This is a genomic window from Pseudomonas poae (genome assembly GCA_028869255.1).
Taxonomy (GTDB): domain Bacteria; phylum Pseudomonadota; class Gammaproteobacteria; order Pseudomonadales; family Pseudomonadaceae; genus Aquipseudomonas; species Aquipseudomonas poae_C.
Window position 1 is genome coordinate 1,683,050 of record CP110972.1, and the last position, 19,271, is coordinate 1,702,320.

At 60.7% G+C, this 19,271-nt stretch carries 16 protein-coding genes and 1 pseudogene; 9 read left to right on the forward strand and 8 right to left on the reverse strand.

The window, feature by feature from the left end; genetic code table 11:
- The first annotated feature begins 3 nt into the window (after positions 1 to 3).
- A complete protein-coding gene (locus LRS56_07820; protein WDU64374.1) occupies positions 4 to 1,203 on the forward strand; it encodes an efflux RND transporter periplasmic adaptor subunit in 1,200 nt (399 codons plus the stop codon).
- A complete protein-coding gene (locus tag LRS56_07825; GenBank protein ID WDU64375.1) occupies positions 1,203 to 2,732 on the forward strand; it encodes a DHA2 family efflux MFS transporter permease subunit in 1,530 nt (509 codons plus the stop codon). Before LRS56_07820 ends, LRS56_07825 begins: the two co-directional genes overlap by 1 nt.
- A 71-nt stretch (positions 2,733 to 2,803) precedes the next feature.
- Here LRS56_07825 and lpxH read toward each other — a convergent pair whose 3' ends face one another.
- Together lpxH and LRS56_07835 are read right to left on the reverse strand one after the other, a co-directional pair.
- Positions 2,804 to 3,586, reverse strand: coding sequence for a UDP-2,3-diacylglucosamine diphosphatase (gene lpxH, locus LRS56_07830; GenBank protein WDU64376.1), 783 nt, complete (start codon positions 3,584 to 3,586; stop codon positions 2,804 to 2,806).
- Complete coding sequence (locus LRS56_07835) at positions 3,583 to 4,086, reverse strand: peptidylprolyl isomerase (protein ID WDU64377.1); 504 nt, start codon at positions 4,084 to 4,086, stop codon at positions 3,583 to 3,585. The genes lpxH and LRS56_07835 overlap by 4 nt, the downstream gene beginning before the upstream one ends.
- A 261-nt stretch (positions 4,087 to 4,347) precedes the next feature.
- Here LRS56_07835 and LRS56_07840 point away from each other — a divergent pair, with 261 nt between their 5' ends.
- The 7 genes from LRS56_07840 to LRS56_07870 all read left to right on the forward strand — a co-directional run bounded on the left by LRS56_07840 (position 4,348) and on the right by LRS56_07870 (position 13,087).
- Complete coding sequence (locus LRS56_07840) at positions 4,348 to 6,048, forward strand: glutamine--tRNA ligase/YqeY domain fusion protein (GenBank protein WDU64378.1); 1,701 nt, start codon at positions 4,348 to 4,350, stop codon at positions 6,046 to 6,048.
- Positions 6,049 to 6,066: 18 nt separating this feature from the next.
- Positions 6,067 to 7,455, forward strand: a complete 1,389-nt coding sequence (cysS, locus tag LRS56_07845; protein WDU64379.1) for a cysteine--tRNA ligase — start codon at positions 6,067 to 6,069, stop codon at positions 7,453 to 7,455.
- A 531-nt stretch (positions 7,456 to 7,986) separates the two neighbouring features.
- A complete protein-coding gene (gene lepB / locus LRS56_07850) occupies positions 7,987 to 8,655 on the forward strand; it encodes a signal peptidase I (protein WDU64380.1) in 669 nt (222 codons plus the stop codon).
- A gap of 32 nt (positions 8,656 to 8,687) precedes the next feature.
- Complete coding sequence (locus tag LRS56_07855) at positions 8,688 to 9,146, forward strand: HIT family protein (GenBank protein ID WDU64381.1); 459 nt, start codon at positions 8,688 to 8,690, stop codon at positions 9,144 to 9,146.
- Positions 9,147 to 9,553: 407 nt separating this feature from the next.
- Positions 9,554 to 10,201, forward strand: coding sequence for a hypothetical protein (locus tag LRS56_07860; GenBank protein WDU64382.1), 648 nt, complete (start codon positions 9,554 to 9,556; stop codon positions 10,199 to 10,201).
- 71 nt (positions 10,202 to 10,272) lie between these two features.
- Entirely contained in the window at positions 10,273 to 11,205 is a 933-nt protein-coding gene (locus tag LRS56_07865) for a hypothetical protein (GenBank protein WDU64383.1), read from the forward strand.
- A 28-nt stretch (positions 11,206 to 11,233) separates the two neighbouring features.
- Positions 11,234 to 13,087 (forward strand): hypothetical protein, encoded by a 1,854-nt coding sequence (locus LRS56_07870; GenBank protein WDU64384.1) that lies wholly within the window; start codon positions 11,234 to 11,236, stop codon positions 13,085 to 13,087.
- Between the two features lie 27 nt (positions 13,088 to 13,114).
- Here LRS56_07870 and LRS56_07875 read toward each other — a convergent pair whose 3' ends face one another.
- The 6 genes and pseudogenes from LRS56_07875 to LRS56_07900 all read right to left on the reverse strand — a co-directional run bounded on the left by LRS56_07875 (position 13,115) and on the right by LRS56_07900 (position 19,162).
- Positions 13,115 to 13,462, reverse strand: coding sequence for a Na+/H+ antiporter subunit G (locus LRS56_07875; GenBank protein WDU64385.1), 348 nt, complete (start codon positions 13,460 to 13,462; stop codon positions 13,115 to 13,117).
- Positions 13,459 to 13,737 (reverse strand): K+/H+ antiporter subunit F, encoded by a 279-nt coding sequence (locus LRS56_07880; protein ID WDU64386.1) that lies wholly within the window; start codon positions 13,735 to 13,737, stop codon positions 13,459 to 13,461. Before LRS56_07880 ends, LRS56_07875 begins: the two co-directional genes overlap by 4 nt.
- Positions 13,734 to 14,221, reverse strand: a pseudogene (locus LRS56_07885) (Na+/H+ antiporter subunit E). The gene LRS56_07880 and the pseudogene LRS56_07885 overlap by 4 nt, the downstream one beginning before the upstream one ends.
- A complete protein-coding gene (locus LRS56_07890) occupies positions 14,218 to 15,900 on the reverse strand; it encodes a monovalent cation/H+ antiporter subunit D (GenBank protein WDU64387.1) in 1,683 nt (560 codons plus the stop codon). Before LRS56_07890 ends, LRS56_07885 begins: the two are co-directional and overlap by 4 nt.
- A complete protein-coding gene (locus LRS56_07895; protein ID WDU64388.1) occupies positions 15,897 to 16,241 on the reverse strand; it encodes a Na+/H+ antiporter subunit C in 345 nt (114 codons plus the stop codon). Before LRS56_07895 ends, LRS56_07890 begins: the two co-directional genes overlap by 4 nt.
- Entirely contained in the window at positions 16,241 to 19,162 is a 2,922-nt protein-coding gene (locus LRS56_07900) for a monovalent cation/H+ antiporter subunit A (protein ID WDU64389.1), read from the reverse strand. The genes LRS56_07895 and LRS56_07900 overlap by 1 nt, the downstream gene beginning before the upstream one ends.
- Positions 19,163 to 19,271: the final 109 nt, after the last annotated feature.

Here is a 19,271-nt window from a genome sequence, read left to right on the forward strand (position 1 = left end):
GTCATGGCCACTGCCGAAAACACCAACGCAACCGAACAACCCAAAGACAACAACCCACGCAAACGCAAAGTCATGCTGATCGGCCTGGCGCTGCTCGTCATCCTTGGCGTGGTGGGCGTATGGGGCTGGTATGAACTCTACGGGCGCTTCAATGAAAGCACCGACGACGCTTATGTGAACGGCAACGTGGTGGAAATCACCCCGCTGGTCACCGGCACCGTGGTCAGCATCGGCGCCGACGACGGCGACCTGGTCCACGAAGGCCAGGTGCTGGTCAACTTCGACCCGAATGACGCCGCCGTCGGCCTGCAAAGTGCCCAGGCCAACCTGGCCCGCACGGTGCGCCAGGTGCGTGGTTTGTACAGCAATGTCGATGGCATGAAGGCCCAGGTCAACGCGCAGAAAGCCGACGTGCAAACCGCGCAGGACAACTTCAACCGTCGTAAAACCCTGGCGGCCGGTGGGGCGATCTCCCAAGAGGAGCTGTCCCATGCCCGTGACAGCCTGACCGCGGCAAAGAACGCCCTGACCAACCTTGAGCAGCAACTCAAAACCACCAATGCCTTGGTCGACGACACAGTGATCAGCTCCCACCCGGATGTGCAGGCCGCCGCCGCACAACTGCGCCAGGCCTACCTGACCAATGCGCGCAGCACCTTGATCGCCCCGGTCACCGGCTACGTGGCCAAGCGCACCGTGCAACTGGGCCAACGCGTGCAACCGGGTACCGCGCTGATGGCGGTGATCCCGCTGAACCAACTGTGGATCGACGCCAACTTCAAGGAAACCCAGCTGCGCGATATGCGCATTGGTCAGCCGGTGGACATCGAGTCTGACATCTACGGCAGTGACGTGAAGTACAGCGGCACCGTGGACAGCCTGGGCGCCGGTACCGGCAGTGCGTTCGCATTGCTGCCGGCGCAGAACGCCACCGGTAACTGGATCAAGATCGTGCAACGGGTACCGGTGCGTATCCATATCAATGCCGATGAGCTGGCCAAGCACCCGCTGCGGGTGGGCTTGAGCACGGTGGTCAGCGTTAACCTGCACGACCAAAGTGGCCCGGTGCTGGCGCAACAGGCGCCGCAAAAAGCTTCGTTCACCACCAATGTGTATGACCGCCAACTGGCCGAAGCCGACGCCATGATCACGCAGTTGATCCATGACAACAGCCTCGCCGCCCCCAAGGCTGTGCAACGCTGATGAGCAATAACGCCTCCTTCACGCCACCCAGCCTGTTGATGGCCACCATTGGCCTGTCGCTGGCGACCTTTATGCAGGTGCTCGACACCACCATCGCCAACGTGGCGTTGCCGACTATTTCCGGCAACCTGGGCGTGAGTTCGGAGCAGGGCACCTGGGTGATCACCTCGTTTGCGGTGAGCAACGCGATTGCCTTGCCGCTGACCGGCTGGCTGAGCCGGCGCTTTGGCGAGGTGAAGCTGTTTCTGTGGGCGACCATGCTGTTTGTGCTGGCGTCGTTCCTGTGCGGTATTTCCACCTCGATGCCCGAGCTGATTGGCTTTCGAGTGCTGCAGGGCCTGGTGGCGGGGCCGTTGTACCCGATGACCCAGACCTTGCTGATCGCGGTCTACCCACCGGCCAGGCGCGGCATGGCCCTGGCGTTACTGGCGATGGTCACAGTGGTGGCGCCGATTGCCGGCCCGATTCTCGGCGGCTGGATCACCGACAGCTACAGCTGGCCGTGGATCTTCTTTATCAACGTGCCCATCGGCATCTTTGCGGTGATGGTGGTGCGCTCGCAGCTCAAGAAACGCCCAGTGGTCACCAGTTACCAGCCGATGGATTACGTCGGGCTGCTCAGCTTGATCGTCGGTGTCGGCGCCTTGCAGATCATCCTCGACAAGGGCAACGACCTGGACTGGTTCGAATCCAACTTCATTATCATCGGGGCGGCGATTTCGGTGATCGCCCTGGCGGTGTTCATCATCTGGGAAATGACCGACGAGCACCCGGTGGTCAACCTGCGGCTGTTTGCCTACCGTAACTTCCGTATTGGCACCATTGTGTTGATCCTGGGTTATGCGGGCTTCTTCGGGATCAACCTGATCCTGCCGCAATGGCTGCAAACCCAGATGGGCTACACCGCCACCTGGGCCGGCCTGGCAGTGGCGCCGATCGGGATTCTGCCAGTGCTGATGTCGCCGTTTGTCGGCAAGTACGCGCACAAGTTCGACCTGCGCCTGCTGGCGGGCCTGGCGTTCCTGGCGATTGGCTTGAGTTGCTTTATGCGCGCAGGCTTCACCAATGAGGTGGACTTCACCCACATCGCCCTGGTGCAGCTGTTTATGGGGATCGGCGTGGCGCTGTTCTTTATGCCGACCTTGAGCATCCTGATGTCCGACCTGCCACCGGCACAAATCGCCGACGGCGCGGGCCTCGCGACGTTCCTGCGGACCCTGGGTGGCAGCTTCGCAGCGTCGCTCACGACCTGGATCTGGATTCGCCGGGCCGACCAGCACCATGCGTACATGAGCGAGAACATGACCACCTACGACTCGACCACCCGTGACGCCTTGCAGGCGCTCGGCGGGGCAGGGCACAAGGCTTATGCGCAACTGGACCAGATCCTCACCAGCCAGGCGTACATGATGTCCACCGTGGATTACTTCACGTTGCTGGGGTGGATGTTCATGGGGTTGATGCTGCTGGTATGGCTGGCGAAGCCGCCGTTTGGGGCCAAGGCCGGGCCGGAGGCTTCGGGGCACTGATTTGCAAGGATTGGAATGCAATCAACTGTGGGAGCTGGCTTGCCTGCGATAGCTTCACCTCGGTGTTCCTGTTACACCGAGGTGCCTGCATCGCGGGCAAGCCCGGCTGCCACAGGCAGCGCCAACTGCGGATTGACGAAGTCAAACGCGCCCAACGCAAATCCTTGATCATCCACCTGCAACGCCCACCCTTGCTTGTCCCAATCCCCTAGCACAATGCGCTTGGCCGCCTGGTCGCCAATCTGCAACTTATGGATCGCCGGGCGGTGGGTATGGCCGTGGACCAGGGTGCGCACGCCGAATTGCTGCATCACCCGCGGGACTTCCTCGGGGGTGACATCGACAATGTCATTGGCTTTCATGCGTACCTGAGCGCTACTTTCGCTGCGCAGCTTGCGCGCCAGCTTGTGCCGGGTGCGCAAGGGCAGGTGACGCAGGATAAACAGCACAATCGGGTTGCGCAGGATGCGCCGCAGCTTCATATAGCCGAGGTCGCGGGTACACAGGCTGTCGCCGTGCATCAAGAGCACAGGTTCGCCTGCGAGCTGCACGACACTCGGGTCCTTGAGCAAGGTGGCGCCTGCTGCTTTGCAGAAGGCCTTGCCGATCAGGAAATCGCGGTTGCCATGCATGATGAAAATCGGGGTGCCGCTGTCGCTCAGCTCGCGCAGAGCCTCGCAAATGGAGCGCTGGAAGGGCGTCATCCCGTCGTCGCCAATCCAGGCTTCAAAGAAGTCCCCCAGAATGTACAACGCCTGGGCGCCTCGGGCGCGGCCTTGGAGCAGATCCAGAAACGCCCGGGTGATGTCCGGGCGCGTATCGATCAGATGCAAATCTGAAATCAGCAATATCACCCAACGATCTCGGCTTTCTCGACGATCACGTCTTCTGTGGGTACGTCCTGGTGACCGGCCTTGGAGGTGGTCGACACGCCTTTGATCTTGTCGACAACGTCGGTGCCTTCGGTGACTTTACCGAACACTGCGTAGCCCCAGCCCTGCACGTTCTTGCCGCTGTGGTTCAGGAAGGCGTTGTCGGCAACGTTGATGAAAAATTGCGCGGAGGCCGAATGCGGCTCCATGGTACGGGCCATGGCGACGGTGTACTTGTCGTTGGAAAGGCCGTTGTCCGCTTCGTTCTGGATGCTTGGACGCTTGTCTTTCTTTTCTTTCATGCCAGGCTCGAAACCGCCGCCCTGGACCATGAAGTTACCGATCACACGGTGGAAAACAGTGTTTTCGTAGTGGCCGGCCTTCACGTACTCGATGAAGTTGGCGACGGTGATCGGCGCTTTCTCGGCGTTCAGCTCGATGACGATGTCACCGTGGTTGGTGGTCAGTTTGACTTGAGTCATGTTCACTACTCTTTTCAGGGAATTCGTGGGTTTGGACGCCAGGGCGCCGCTACCGATTTGGCGAAACAGCAGCCAAGGCGCGCAGTTTAGCGTGCCTTGCAGGAATTTCGAGGTGGTTTTTTACCGCGTCCGTCATAAAAGCAGCAATTAAAGCCGCAGTTTTTGGCCGTGCTCTGTCAGGCGGTTGACAGGTTCGGCTATGATAAGCCCTTTGTTTTATCTGGCCCCACCCGGCCACGAACCTGTCTGTTCAAGGATCCTATGAGCAAGCCCACTGTCGACCCTACCTCGAATTCCAAGGCCGGACCTGCCGTTCCGGTCAACTTCCTGCGCCCGATCATCCAGGCGGACCTGGATTCGGGCAAGCACACGCAGATCGTCACCCGCTTCCCGCCAGAGCCCAACGGCTACCTGCACATCGGTCACGCCAAGTCGATCTGTGTGAACTTCGGCCTGGCCCAGGAGTTCGGTGGCGTCACGCACCTGCGTTTCGACGACACCAACCCGGCCAAGGAAGACCAGGAATACATCGACGCCATCGAAAGCGACATCAAGTGGCTGGGCTTCGAGTGGTCCGGTGAAGTGCGCTATGCCTCCAAGTATTTCGACCAACTGTTCGACTGGGCTGTCGAGCTGATCAAGGCTGGCAAAGCCTACGTCGACGACCTGACCCCGGAGCAAGCCAAGGAATACCGTGGTTCGCTGACCGAGCCGGGCAAGAACAGCCCGTTCCGCGACCGTTCGGTAGAAGAGAACCTCGACTGGTTCGCCCGCATGCGCGCCGGTGAGTTCCCGGACGGCGCCCGCGTGCTGCGCGCCAAGATCGACATGGCCTCGCCGAACATGAACCTGCGCGACCCGATCATGTACCGCATCCGCCATGCCCATCACCACCAGACCGGTGACAAGTGGTGCATCTACCCCAACTACGACTTCACCCACGGCCAGTCGGACGCCATCGAGGGCATCACCCACTCCATCTGCACCCTGGAGTTCGAAAGCCATCGCCCGTTGTACGAATGGTTCCTCGACAGCCTGCCGGTACCGGCGCACCCGCGTCAGTACGAGTTCAGCCGCCTGAACCTGAACTACACCATCACCAGCAAGCGCAAGCTCAAGCAACTGGTCGATGAAAAGCACGTGCATGGCTGGGATGATCCGCGCATGTCGACCCTGTCGGGTTTCCGCCGTCGCGGCTACACCCCGGCGTCGATCCGCAATTTCTGCGAGATGGTCGGCACCAACCGCTCCGACGGCGTGGTCGACTATGGCATGCTCGAGTTCAGCATCCGTCAGGACCTCGACGCGAACGCTCCACGCGCCATGTGCGTGCTGCGCCCGTTGAAGGTCGTGATCACCAACTACCCGGAAGACAAGGTCGAGAACCTCGAGTTGCCGCGTCATCCGCAGAAAGAAGAACTCGGCGTGCGCAAGCTGCCGTTCGCCCGTGAAATCTACATCGACCGCGATGACTTCATGGAAGAACCGCCGAAGGGCTACAAGCGCCTGGAACCGAACGGCGAAGTGCGCCTGCGCGGCAGCTACGTGATCCGCGCCGACGAAGCCATCAAGGACGCCGATGGCAACATCGTCGAGCTGCGTTGCTCCTACGACCCGGACACCCTGGGCAAGAACCCTGAAGGCCGCAAGGTCAAGGGCGTGGTCCACTGGGTTCCGGCCGCCGCCAGCATCGAGTGCGAAGTGCGCCTGTACGATCGTCTGTTTCGCTCGCCGAACCCTGAAAAGGCCGAGGACAGCGCCAGCTTCCTGGACAACATCAACCCTGACTCCCTGCAAGTACTCACTGGTTGTCGTGCCGAGCCATCGCTTGGCGACGCACAGCCGGAAGACCGTTTCCAGTTCGAGCGCGAAGGTTACTTCTGCGCGGATATCAAGGACTCGAAACCAGGTGCTCCGGTATTCAACCGTACCGTGACCTTGCGTGATTCGTGGGGCCAGTGATTCTCTAAGGAAGCCGTTGTGCTAACGATCTACAACACACTCAGCAAGACCAAAGAAGTCTTCAAGCCGCTGGATGGCAACAAGGTGCGCATGTACGTGTGCGGCATGACCGTGTACGACTACTGCCACATCGGCCACGGCCGCAGCATGGTTGCCTTCGACCTGGTGACCCGCTGGTTGCGGTTCAGCGGCTACGACTTGACGTATGTGCGCAACATCACCGACATCGACGACAAAATCATCAACCGCGCCAATGAAAACGGCGAGTCGTTCGACGCGCTGACCGAGCGCATGATCGCCGCGATGCACGAGGACGAGGCGCGCCTCAATATCCTCAAGCCGGACATGGAGCCGCGTGCGACGGACCACATCCCCGGCATGCACGCGATGATCCAGACCCTGATCGACAAGGGTTACGCCTACGCCCCGGGCAATGGCGACGTGTACTACCGCGTCGCCAAGTTCATGGGCTACGGCAAGCTGTCGCGCAAGAAAATCGAGGACCTGCGCATTGGTGCGCGTATCGAAGTTGACGAAGCCAAGCAGGACCCGCTCGACTTCGTGCTGTGGAAAGGCACCAAGCCCGGCGAGCCGAGCTGGGAGTCACCATGGGGCGCCGGGCGTCCGGGCTGGCACATCGAATGCTCAGTGATGTCCACCTGCTGCCTGGGCGAGACCTTCGACATTCATGGCGGCGGCAGCGACCTCGAGTTCCCGCACCACGAAAACGAAATCGCCCAGAGCGAAGCCGCCACCGGCAAGACCTACGCCAATGCCTGGATGCACTGCGGCATGATCCGCATCAATGGCGAGAAGATGTCCAAGTCCTTGAACAACTTCTTCACCATCCGCGACGTGCTGGAAAAGTACCACCCGGAAGTGGTGCGTTACCTGCTGGTGTCGAGCCACTACCGCAGCGCCATCAACTACTCGGAAGACAACCTCAAGGACGCCAAGGGCGCCTTGGAACGTTTCTACCACGCGTTGAAAGGCTTGCCTGCGGTTGCCCCGGCGGGCGGCGAAGCGTTCGTGGCACGGTTTACCGAAGTGATGAACGACGACTTCGGCACCCCGGAAGCCTGCGCGGTGCTGTTTGAGATGGTGCGTGAGATCAACCGCCTGCGTGAGAGTGATCTCGACGCGGCGGCGGGGCTTGCTGCGCGCCTGAAAGAACTGGCCAGCGTGCTCGGCGTGTTGCAGATGCAAGCCGATGACTTCCTGCAAGCCGGTGCCGAAGGGCGTGTGGATGCGGCTGAAGTGGATGCGCTGATTCAGGCGCGTTTGACGGCTCGTACCAACAAGGACTGGGCGGAATCCGACCGTATCCGTGACCAACTGACCGCGATGGGTGTGGTGTTGGAAGACGGGAAGGGTGGGACGACGTGGCGCCTGGCTGATCAGGCTTGATCGGTAGACGCTGAACAAAAAAACGCCCCGACTGGTTCGGGGCGTTTTTTTGACAGCGTTTTAGCGGCTCACTCGATCCAGTGTGGGAGCTGGCTTGCCTGCGATGCACGCACCTCGGTACGTCAGATATACCCAGGCGACGCCATCGCAGGCAAGCCAGCTCCCACAGGTTTAGCGGGTCTGCTTTACACATGCTTCGTTCTCAGATGTGTCTTTGAGTTGGGTTTTCGTTGAGGTTCACTGCTTTTTCCACCAACAATTGAATCCCCTCCAGCATCCTGAAAATCCCTGGTGCGTGAGTCTCAATGCTTGCAGGCGACCTGATATCGGCTTTGAACACAGCGGTTGTCCGACGCGACTCTGCTTTTTATGTATTGGAAATGGACTGTCTGCGTCCGGTAAATCTATAAAGCCCGAACGTCGGTAACGCTAATGTTGATTTAATCTTCCGGCGCAATAAGCGACTATTGCCAAATGTAACGTTGGGCATCCTGGCGGCTGTCGACGCCCCTTTTTATAGTGCGAGGCTGTATGCGAAGTTGGTTGAGTCGGTACCGTTACGTCATTCTTTTCTGGCTGTGCTTCGGCGTGTTCCGTACCTCCCTGGCCGACTGGAACCCCATTCCGTCGGGGTCGATGCGCCCGACGTTGCTGGAGGGCGATGTGGTGCTGGTCAACCGCGTGGCGTATGACCTCAAGCTGCCGCTCACGGATATTTCCCTGGCCAGGGTTGATGACCCTAAGCGCGGTGATGTGGTGACCTTCTCGTCGCCCAAGGATGGCATGCGCCTGATCAAGCGCATCGTCGGGGTTCCCGGCGATACCCTGGAAATGAAAGATGAAGTGCTGTGGGTCAACGGCACGCCCGCCACCTACAGTAATGCGCAGGACATCAGCGAGCCGATCGTGCCGGGCCAAACGGTGCCGGGTATCAAATTGGCTGAGCGTGCGGGCAACAGCCAACGCACGATTCAGTTCATGCCGACTGTTCGGGCATTGCGAAATTTTGGTCCGGTGGTCGTGCCTGCCGACAGTTATTTCATGCTGGGAGACAACCGCGACAACAGTGATGACTCCGGGTACATCGGCTTTGTGCCACGCCGGCTGTTGATCGGGCATGCGCATCGTGTGCTGGCGTCGGCAGAAATCCTGGACCATTGGATGCCTCGGTTGCGCAGGTTCGGTGCGCCGATCTTGTAAAAGGACTCATCAAGCCCACTGCGGAGATTCAAATGGATTGTATTTTTTGCAGCATCGTTCAAAAGACCTCTCCAGCCCACATTCTGTGGGAAGACGAACGGCACATGGCGTTTCTATCGATCTTTCCCAACACCCCGGGTTTCAGCGTGGTGATCCCCAAGCAGCATTACGGCAGCTATGCGTTTGCGCAGTCGGATGCGGTGTTATCTGAACTGATCGTTGCGGCCAAGAAGACCGCGCTGCAGATTGACCGGGCATTTCCCGATGTGGCACGCACGGGGATGATGCTGGAGGGGTATGGCGTGGACCACCTGCACGCGAAGCTGTTCCCGATGCATGGGACGGGGCCGGACAGCGCGTTCAAGCCCATCAGCTCCAGGGTGGACAAGTTCTTTGACGCCTATGAGGGCTATATCTCATCCCACGATTTTGTGCGGGCCGAGGATGCCGAGTTGGCGGAGTTGGCGGCGCATATTCGATCTTTCGGTTGAAGATCATCCTGGATTTTCCATCGGCATGTTCGGAGTTTTCTTATAGTTGGCAGGGGGCTTTTTACCTAGCGTGACGGCAGCAGTTCTTAGGATGAGGACACTTCCATAGGTCTCTTTCGCAAGGGCTGAATATGCCAGTCTCCAGTGCCAACTCCAGCGGGTATTCATTCGCTGCTGATCACCCGCCTGTTATTTCTCCTCCCACTCAGCCATCTCCCGAGCCTGCCAGCCAAGGCGCGCCCCCTTATGCGGCAGATCAGAAACGCTTGCCTGCCAGGGGGCCAAGCGGCTCGACATCATTTGGGCAACCCTGGGATGTAACCCTGCGCGCGTTTGCTCGGGGCGATTACGAAGAGGGTTCGGGGCGGCGCGATAGACGCGCATCAGGGGATGCGCCCACAAACCCCGTGCGCAACACGCTGGGAAGTCTGGGTGGGCCGACCTCGCATTCCGCTGACGCAGATAAGACCCTGCAGGCACAACTGATCACAAAAATGGGCGATCTGGCTGACTCATCGGTAAGCGTGCCCGCCCGGTCGCTTATTTCGCAGCCGTTCGAGATCTACAAGCATGTGGTCAACCAGCCCGAGGTACTGGCCTGGCTGAGAGGTAAGGGCTTTTCACTGGACTCGGTCACGATTGGCAACAACAGCGTATCGGGTTTCGTCACGCGTAACGGCGTGGTCTCTCATCAGACCTACACCCTGCAAGACACCTCCGGCTGGTGGCAAGTGTCGCGGCAAGTGATGCGTGCGCTTGAGGCATTGGACCTCGGGCACCATGGTGTGCCGTATGTTGCGCGCAACAGCCAGGAAGTTTCTCGCAACGTGGCCAGTCACTTCTATGGCGTGCGCCCGCCGTATACCGACGAGCAAGCGAGTGCGCTGGTGACTAACCTGAAGGCAGGTTGGCCTGCGCTGTCTACCGAGGAGTTACGCGAACGTGAACTCAAGCTTGAATGGTCCAAGCGCGGCATCAATGAACTGGATGACCGAAAAAATCTGGCAGATGCGTTGCAACGTGCGGCCGAGGGGGGGCTGATAATTCGCCGTTAGCGTTATCGAATACCGAGTTTGAGGTCTCCCGAAGCAACCCGCTGAAGAGCGATGATGAGGCTCGCAGGCGCTTGAATCAGCTTGTCTCTCGCCTTGAGATGCGTTGGACTCTGGAGGATTTGGGGGAGACGCTGCCGAATCAGCCGGTACGCATCAGTGAGGGTGTGCTGCAAGTGTTGCAACCGGCCTCCAATCGGTGGTTGGACGTCCCTTTCAGTAGCGGCTGGAGCCAGTCGCTGAAAGACGAACTGGCTGCGGTGGTCGCGTTGAGTGTGGATTTGGGCAACGCGCTGTATTCAGACGAACGCCATGATCTGCGGCAAGTCGCCCAGTCTATGAACCTTGGGCCGATCGACACGCCAGCCCAGGCCCGTGCGGCGGCCAATTGGCTGCGAACCGACTTCGCACCGCCGGCAACTGGCGGTAATTACGCGGCATTGCTGCCTCAGGAGTGGGCCCCGGGAACCTTGTCGGCACATGACAAGAGCAAGCTGGCGAGCCTGGCGACGGATCAGAAGTATGGCGCCAATACGATCGGCTATGTATTGGGCCGCCGGATTGTCACGCAGGTGGACCCGCAGGAAACGGCCGCCAAGGCTGACCAGCTATGGGACCAACTACTTAAAACTCCCGAGGCCCAGGATTGGGGGCGTGAGCTTGCCCGGGAATTGGGCTGGTACAAGGGCGAGGGCCGCGAAGAAATCGATGCCGCAGAGCTGCAAAGCCTGGTGACCTCCACCATTATGCTCAGCGTCGACCCTGCCGTGCCCTCCACGCCGGGTACTGCGGCGGGTTATCAATTCTATGCGCCAGCCAATATGGGGCGTGAGATAGGGGCGGTGCGCAAGGATTTCGAGAAGTATCTGATAGACAAAAAAGGCGTGAGCGTGCGCGCCGCGCCGCTGGTAGCCCACCTTTTTTCTGGCACACGCGGCCCCGGAATTTCTGGTGAAACCGGATCAACTCTCTTCAAGCGTGCCTGCGCCGTTACGCCAGTCGCCTGACACAATACGCATAGGCAGCCCGGCGTGGATGACCCTCAGCCTGGGCACGGGATTGGCTGAGGTGTGGGGCGGCCCTGGAGCGAGTCGCGGTATGAATCTCCAGGAGCTTGGAGCATTGACGACCTTGGACGCCCTTCAGCCGCCACAACAAATCCTGACCATGGCGCTGGGTGCCAGGGTGGTGCTACAGGTGGGGGTCATGACGGGTACAGTGCCCCAGCGCAGTGACGGAAAATATACTGCTGAGGACTACCAGACGGCGTCTGACGCAATCACGCAGCGTTCAGCGCAGGTCGAGAAAGCGCTCGAGACCCTCGGCACGGCGCCACCCACCCGCACCAGCCTGGCAACCAAGGTACTCAAAGAAAAATTCCCCGAGTTGACGGAGAGCGAGCTCACTTCCCTCACACTGAAAAAGCCTGCGACCAAGCTCAGCCGGATAGGCTTTGGTAGCAACCCGACCCAGCCCACGTTGATAGAGGCTTATGCGTCGGGCGATTTGCATGAGGGGAAGTTCAGCTTTAGCCATCCCCGTATCACGCAAGCTGAATTCGATACGCGAATAAGCTCACTCCCAAAAATTGCCGATCAAGTCGCGGGTGCGGTTGATGATTATCTGGCCACGATCAAGGCCGCGATGCCTGGCCTTATGGCAATGAGCCTTGAGCGCTTGCCGATTGAAGACCGTCGGGCTCTGGAGTGGGGGGATGTCGAGCCTATCAGGCTACGGCAGGAAACCGGTGAGACGCAGCCGCAAGATGCGGCCAAGGGCAATAAGGTCGCCAAAAATCGTGGTTGGCATGGGGTGCTGTTGCGTAGCCAGTACCAGGGCAAAACGCGTTATCACGAGTTTTTCCCGGCATCCGGCATGATCATCGACCGTACGGCAGACCTGGCGGGGAAAAAATTAAAACTCGATGGGGTCATTCAAGAAGAGCGAGAGCATTTCACCAGGAAACCTTCACAGTTGCATCGCTACCTGCGAGGTACTGAACAGCCGTTTGATTTTAATGCCTATCTTACCGGTGATGCCCCCCGTCCCGGTGTTTCGTCGAAAGTCATCATTTCCAAAATGGGCCCTACACTGCCGGGATCTTCTATCAAGGGGCAAGGTGACAACGCCAATGATTGGGTGCCTGACACCTTTGGCTCCGCCAAGACCCAATCGATTATCAACGCGATACTCAAGGGTAACTACATCGGCAACTACAGTGGGCATCGCCAGGAACTTATCGATTATGCAAACACAGTGTTGCCCAGCGAAGACACTATCTCAGGCTACGTTGATCGCCTGATGAGCAAGGAAAACGGCCGGGCGATGGTGTCGATGATTTCGTTTATCGGGCCTCTGGTCGATATCTATGAAGGCAACGTCAGAGACGGGTTGAAGAACCTGGCTATTGACGCGATATCGTTTATCGGTACGGGAGGGCTACAGGCGGCGCATAAGGCGTGGAAGGCGGTCAAGCTTGCATCACGCTTCAGCCGGCAGGCTTTTCGTACCTCTATTCTGAGCGAAGGTACAACATTGCTTCGCGGGATACTGAACCCGGCAGAGGGGTTTGTTGATTTGGTGCGTCAGCCCGGCGCCTTCGCCGAGTTTGTGAGCCGTACACACAAGGGCCTGCCGACAAAAGTGGGGATGGGGGTTTTTGTGCCCGCTGATGTTCATGAACGGGTGCGCTTTGGCAAAGACTTTTTTCCCTCCGTCTCCGAGATGATCAAGAAGGCCAATGCACTGCGTTCGCCTTCGGTGCCTGGCACGGTTGGGCAGCTACAGGTGCAAGCCATCATCCAGGACGGCAAGTGGTACGCGATTGATCCGGCTACCGGCACGCCATTCGGTCCGCCCCTTCAAAGGTTTATCCGTACGCCCTCTTGATACAAATCGAGCGCCAGGTTGACTCGGTTACCTCTCAGCCCGGCGACTGCTGACCTCGGCCGGCACATCATCCCCCGCCATGCGCTTACGAAACAGTGCCGTCCTGGCCAGCAGCAGCGTGGTTACCGGCACGGTGATCGACAGCAGAATCGGGATCAACCACCCATGCAACACCGGGCCGGACTTGAGCACCGAAAAGTAGATGATCGACGCCAGCGCCACACACCATGCCCCCAGCGTGGAAGCCAGTGCAGGCGGGTGCATGCGCTGGAAAAACTCCTTCATGCGCAACAACCCGATCGCGCCAATCAACGCAAACACACTGCTGAGCACCAACAGCACGGCCACGCTCACTTCAACCCATAACGGCATCATTCAATCACCTCGCCACGCAGCAGGAATTTCGCCAGGGCGAACGACCCGACGAAGCCAAACAGCGCAATCAACAACGCCGCTTCAAAGTAGGTGTCACTGGCATAACGAATGCCCAGCACCAGCATCATCAGCATCGCCAGGATGTACAGGTAGTCCAGCGCCAGTACCCGGTCCTGGGCCGATGGGCCTTTGAACAGGCGCACCAGCGTCAGCACCATGGCCAGGGAGAACAGGAACAGGCTGAACAGGATCGCATTGGAGAGCAGGGCGCTCATTCGAAGATCTCCATCAGGGGCCGTTCGTAGGTGGTTTTGAAGTGCTCGATAAACGCCGCTTCATCCTCCAGGTCGAACACGTGCAAGAGCAGGATGCTGCGGTCCAGCGCCAGTTCCGACCAGACGGTGCCGGGCGTCACGCTGGTGATCATCGACAGTACGGCCAGGCCATTCGCGTCGTGCAGGTCCAACGGGATTTTGATGAAGCGTGAGCGCGGTGGGTGTGAGCCGCAGGTGAGCACCCCCAGGCCACGTGCAGGTTGGAGATGATCACATCGCGGCCCACCACGAAAAACAGGCGGATGATCACGCCAGGTCGGCGGATGCGGATCGGCAGCGGGCGCAGCGGTGCCATCAGCAGCGGCGCGAGAACGCCCAGCAGCGCGCCCAGCAACAGGTTGCCGGGGCTGACCGACAGGTTCAGCACCAGCCACAACACCCACAACGCCAGGGATAACCACGGGGCAGGGAACAGGCGCTTCATGGTCGCATCTCCTGCGCAGTCGCCTTGGCTTCAGGGCTGGGCACCGGGCGCGTGGCCATAACGGCCATCACGTAGCTCTCCGGGTTGTTCAGGCTCTTGGCGGTGGCCAGGGTGTAGCGCATCAGCGGCTCGGCCTTGAAGGTCAGGGCGATGCTCAGGCCCAGCAGGAAGAAGATCGGCACGCACTCGTAGCGGCGCAGCAGCGGCGATGGGCGTTCTTCCGGGGTCCAGAAACGCTGGATGCCGAGGCGGGCGAAGGCGATCAGCGAGGCCAGGCCAGACAGGATCAGCAGCGCCACCAGGCCCCAGGCTGCCGGGCGGATCGGCTCATCGACAGGATTGCCCAGGCCCAGCGGATTGACCAGCGCGCTCAGCAAGCTGAGTTTGCCGATAAACCCGGACAGCGGCGGCATGCCGATGATCAGCAGGGCGCAGGCGACAAAGCTCAAGCCCAGGAACGCCATGGTCCATGGGATCACCTGACCGACTACGGCTTTCTGCTCATCGTCCAGGTTGACGCCGGGGCGTGGATGCAGCGACTCCATGGCCTTGGGCAGCGCATCGATTTCTTCATCCAGTGGCAGGTCATTGGCCGAGCGCGAACGTTCGATCAATTCCGCCAGGAGGAACAGCGCGCTTAACGCCAGTGTGGAACTGACCAGATAGAACAAAGCGCCCGCCGTCAGGCTTGGCTGGGCAAAGCCCACGGCCGATAGCAGAATCCCGGCCGAAACCAGGATGCTCAAACTCGCCATGCGCTCCAGGCGCTGCGCCGCCACCATCGCCAGTGCCGCGCAGATGATCGTCGCCATGCCGCCGTACACCAGCCAATCGCCGCCAAACAGCGCCGAGGCACCGGCCTGGCCGGAGAACAGCAGGGTCCACAGGCGCAGCACGGTGTACACGCCGACCTTGGTCATGATCGCAAACATCGCGGCCACCGGCGCGCTCGCCGAGGAGTAGGCGGGCGCCAGCCAGAAATTCAGCGGCCACATGCCCGCCTTGGCCAGGAATGCCGTGGCCAGGATCGCCGCACCGGCGTGCAGCAGGCCGCGATCAGCCTCCGGCACCAGCGGGATTTTCAGCGCCAGGTCGGCGAAATTCAGCGTGCCGGTGACGCCGTAGATCATCGCCGCGCCGATCAGGAACAACGACGACGCCAGCAGGTTGATCGCGATGTAATGCAGCCCCGACGACACCCGCGCACGGCCTGAGCCGTGCAGCATCAAGCCGTAGGACGCCGCCAGCAGCACCTCGAAGAACACGAACAGGTTGAACAGGTCGGCGGTGAGAAATGCGCCGTACAGGCCCATCATCTGGATCTGGAACAACGCGTGGAAGCTGGTGCCGGCGCGGTCCCAGCGGGCCATGGCGAACAGCAACGCACTGACGCCGATGATCCCGGTGAGCACCAGCATCAACGCCGACAGTTGGTCCACCACCAGCACAATGCCGAACGGCACCTGCCAGTTGCCCGGCAGGTAGACGCCGATGGAGCCGGGGCCGCCTTTTTGCGTCCAGTACAACAGCAGGATCGCGATACCCAGGCCGACGACGCTGGAGAACAGATTGATTTTGGCTTTCAGCGGGCGGCGTTTTTCGCCGAGCATCAGCATCAGCGCGGCGGTCAGCAACGGCAGCAGGATCGGCGCGACGATCAGTTGATTCATCCACGTCATTCCTTGGGCTCCCGGCCGTCTACATGGTCAGTGCCGGTCAGGCCCCGGGAGGCCAGCAGAACGATCAGGAACAACGCGGTCATGGCGAAGCTGATCACGATAGCCGTGAGCACCAGCGCCTGGGGCAGCGGGTCGGTGTAGTTGAGCAGGTCTTGCGGCACGCCGTCCTTGATGATCGGCTCCTTGCCGATAAACAGGCTGCCCATACTGAAAATGAACAGGTTGACCCCGTACGACAACAGGCACAGGCCCATCACCACCTGGAACGTCCGTGGGCGCAGGATCAACCAGACGCCGGAGGCCGCCAGGACCCCAATGGCAATTGCGATGACTTCTTCCATCAGGCGGCTCCTTCCGTTGCGGCAACCACTTTGGCCTGGTTGCTCGGTTTATGGGCCCGCACGGACTGGTGGCCGAGGGCGGTGAGCATCAGCAGGGTCGAACCGACGACCATGGCGTACACGCCGACGTCGAAGAACAACGCGCTGGCGATGTGGATATCGCCCAGCAGCGGCAGGCGCAAATGCCAGGTATGCGTGGTGAGGAACGGGTACCCGGCAAACAAGGCGCCGAGCCCGGTCAACGTCGCCGAGAACAGCCCGAAGCCCATCCAGCGCATCGGCCGCAGGCTCATCTGGGCCTCGACCCACTGGGTGCCCGCCACCATGTATTGCAGGATAAACGCCACCGACATCACCAGCCCGGCGACAAACCCGCCGCCCGGTTGATTGTGGCCGCGCATGAACAGGTAGAACGACACCACCAGCGCAATCGGCAGCAGCAGGCGTACCAGCACTGCCGGCACCATCATAAAGCCGAGGGCGGTATCGCTGGCCTGGCGCGGGTTGACCAGGTCGGTGGCCACGTCCGGCGCGAGCTGGCGCTGTTGCGCGGGCAGTTGCATGCTTTCCTTGGACGGGCGGAAGCGCCGTAGCAGGGCGTAAACCGTCAGCGCCACGGCGCCCAGCACGGTGATTTCGCCGAGGGTGTCGAAGCCACGGAAGTCCACCAGCATCACGTTCACCACATTGCTGCCGCCGCCTTCGGGCAAGGCACGGCTGAGGTAGAACGAGGAGATATCGTTGGGCGTCTGGCGGGTCAGCATCGCGTAGGACAGCAGCGCCATGCCGCCGCCCACCACGGTGGACAACAGGAAGTCACGCAGGCGTCGAATGCGTGCCTTGCGCAGCGAACTCGGCAGTGGCGAGACTTCTTCGATCCGCCGTGGCAGCCAGCGCAGGCCCAGCAGGATCAGCACGGTGGTCACTACTTCCACCACCAGTTGTGTGAGTGCCAGGTCCGGCGCCGAAAACCATACAAAGGTGATGCAGGTCATCAGGCCGCACACGCTGACCATGGTCAGGGCCGCCAGCCGGTGGTACTTGGCCTGCCAGGCGGCGCCGAGGGCACAGGCAATCGCCAGCAGCCACAGGGTGACGAACACGATGGAACCCGGGATTTTCGGGCGGTCGCCCCAACTGAGGCCGCTGTTGAGCATCGGGATCAAACCGGCGATGACCGCCGCCAGCACCAGCAGGAACAGTTGGGTCTGCAGGCGTTTGGTGCTGATGCGTTTTTCGATCTTGCGCACGCCACGCATCATCACCACCAGGCTGCGTTCGAAACCGCGCTTGCCGTTGAAGTAGCTGATGACCGGCGGGTACTTGAAGCGGCCGCGCTTGAGTTGCTTGCGCAGCAACAGGTACAGCACCACACCGCCGGACATGGCCACCAGGCTCATGATCATCGGCGCGTTCCAGCCGTGCCAGATCGCCAGGCTGTACTCGGGCAGCACCCCGCCCACCACCGGCAGCGCGGCGGCGGCGAGGATCGAGCCGACCACCTGGGCCGGGAGGATGCCCACCAGCAGGCAGGTGAACACCAGCAACTCGACCGGCGCACGCATCCAGCGCGGGGGTTCATGGGGCGTATGGGGCAGGTTGGTGGCGGGCGGGCCGAAGAACACATCCACGGTAAAGCGCAGGGCGTAGGCCACGCTGAACGTACCGGCGATGGTCGCGATCATCGGCAGGGCGATTTCCACCCATTGGGTCGACGAGATAAACACGGTTTCGGCGAAGAACATCTCTTTGGACAGGAAGCCGTTGAGCAACGGCACCCCGGCCATCGAGGCGCTGGCCACCATTGCCAACGTCGCGGTAAAGGGGATCAGCCGCACCAACCCACTGAGCTTGCGGATATCGCGCGTGCCGCTTTCGTGGTCGATGATGCCTGCCGCCATGAACAGCGAAGCCTTGAAGGTGGCATGGTTGAGGATATGGAACACTGCCGCGACCGCAGCCAGCGGGCTGTTGAGGCCCAGCAGCAGGGTGATCAGCCCGAGGTGGCTGATGGTGGAATAGGCCAGCAGGCCCTTGAGATCATTCTGGAACATGGCGCAATACGCGCCGAGGAGGAGGGTAAGGGCGCCGGCACCGCCGACGATCCAGAACCATTCTTCGCTGCCGGACAGCGACGGCCACAGGCGGGCCAGCAGGAACACCCCGGCCTTCACCATCGTTGCCGAATGCAGATAGGCCGAAACCGGCGTCGGTGCCGCCATCGCGTGGGGCAGCCAGAAGTGGAAGGGGAACTGCGCGCTTTTGCTCAGGGCGCCGATCAGCACCAGGGCGAGCATGACCGGGTACAGCGAATGCGCACGAATCTGCTCGCCCGCCGCCAGCACCTGGTCCAGGTCATAGCTGCCGACGATATGCCCCAGCAGCATCACGCCCGCCAGCAGGCACAAGCCGCCGGCACCGGTGACCATCAACGCCATATACGCGCCACGCCGTGCGTCGGCGCGGTGGTGCCAATAACCGATCAGCAGGAATGAGAACAGGCTGGTCAGTTCCCAGAAGAACACGATCTGGATCAGGTTGCCGGAGATTACCAGGCCGAGCATGGCGCCCATAAAGGCCAGGAAAAACGCGAAGAAACGCGGCACCGGGTCGTCCGGCGACATGTAGTAGCGCGCATACAGCGACACCAGCGTGCCAATGCCGAGCACCAGCATCGAGAACAGCCAGGCAAACCCGTCCATGCGCAACACGAAGTTCAGCCCGAGGCTGGGCAACCACATGAATTCTTCGCGGATCACGCCACCGTGGGCGATCTGGGGGTAGAGCAGCGCGACTTGAAGGGTGCCGACCAGGGCCACAAGGCCAGCCAGCAGGGATTCGGTGTTACGTGCATTGTGCGGCAGCAAGGCCGCCAGACAGCTGCCGATAAAAGGCAGAAGCAGTAGAACTATCAGGGACATAGGCTTCTAATCTGCGGGAGTTTGGGATGCATCATACGTGCCGCTTTCTCGATCACCAAACGGCAACATGTGGCAGGATCCTACAAAGTAGGACGAACCCCCCCGTTTG

What these genes read in the sequence shown, in the direction of transcription:
- LRS56_07870 (WDU64384.1), top strand. Translation starts at nt 11,234, where the DNA reads ATGACCCTCAGCCTGGGCACGGGATTGGCTGAGGTGTGGGGCGGCCCT.
- LRS56_07825 (WDU64375.1), top strand. Translation starts at nt 1,203, where the DNA reads ATGAGCAATAACGCCTCCTTCACGCCACCCAGCCTGTTGATGGCCACC.
- LRS56_07900 (WDU64389.1), bottom strand. Translation starts at nt 19,162, where the DNA reads ATGTCCCTGATAGTTCTACTGCTTCTGCCTTTTATCGGCAGCTGTCTG.
- LRS56_07880 (WDU64386.1), bottom strand. Translation starts at nt 13,737, where the DNA reads ATGAGCGCCCTGCTCTCCAATGCGATCCTGTTCAGCCTGTTCCTGTTC.
- LRS56_07835 (WDU64377.1), bottom strand. Translation starts at nt 4,086, where the DNA reads ATGACTCAAGTCAAACTGACCACCAACCACGGTGACATCGTCATCGAG.
- LRS56_07895 (WDU64388.1), bottom strand. Translation starts at nt 16,241, where the DNA reads ATGGAAGAAGTCATCGCAATTGCCATTGGGGTCCTGGCGGCCTCCGGC.
- lepB (WDU64380.1), top strand. Translation starts at nt 7,987, where the DNA reads ATGCGAAGTTGGTTGAGTCGGTACCGTTACGTCATTCTTTTCTGGCTG.
- LRS56_07820 (WDU64374.1), top strand. Translation starts at nt 4, where the DNA reads ATGGCCACTGCCGAAAACACCAACGCAACCGAACAACCCAAAGACAAC.
- LRS56_07855 (WDU64381.1), top strand. Translation starts at nt 8,688, where the DNA reads ATGGATTGTATTTTTTGCAGCATCGTTCAAAAGACCTCTCCAGCCCAC.
- LRS56_07875 (WDU64385.1), bottom strand. Translation starts at nt 13,462, where the DNA reads ATGATGCCGTTATGGGTTGAAGTGAGCGTGGCCGTGCTGTTGGTGCTC.
- LRS56_07840 (WDU64378.1), top strand. Translation starts at nt 4,348, where the DNA reads ATGAGCAAGCCCACTGTCGACCCTACCTCGAATTCCAAGGCCGGACCT.
- LRS56_07890 (WDU64387.1), bottom strand. Translation starts at nt 15,900, where the DNA reads ATGACGTGGATGAATCAACTGATCGTCGCGCCGATCCTGCTGCCGTTG.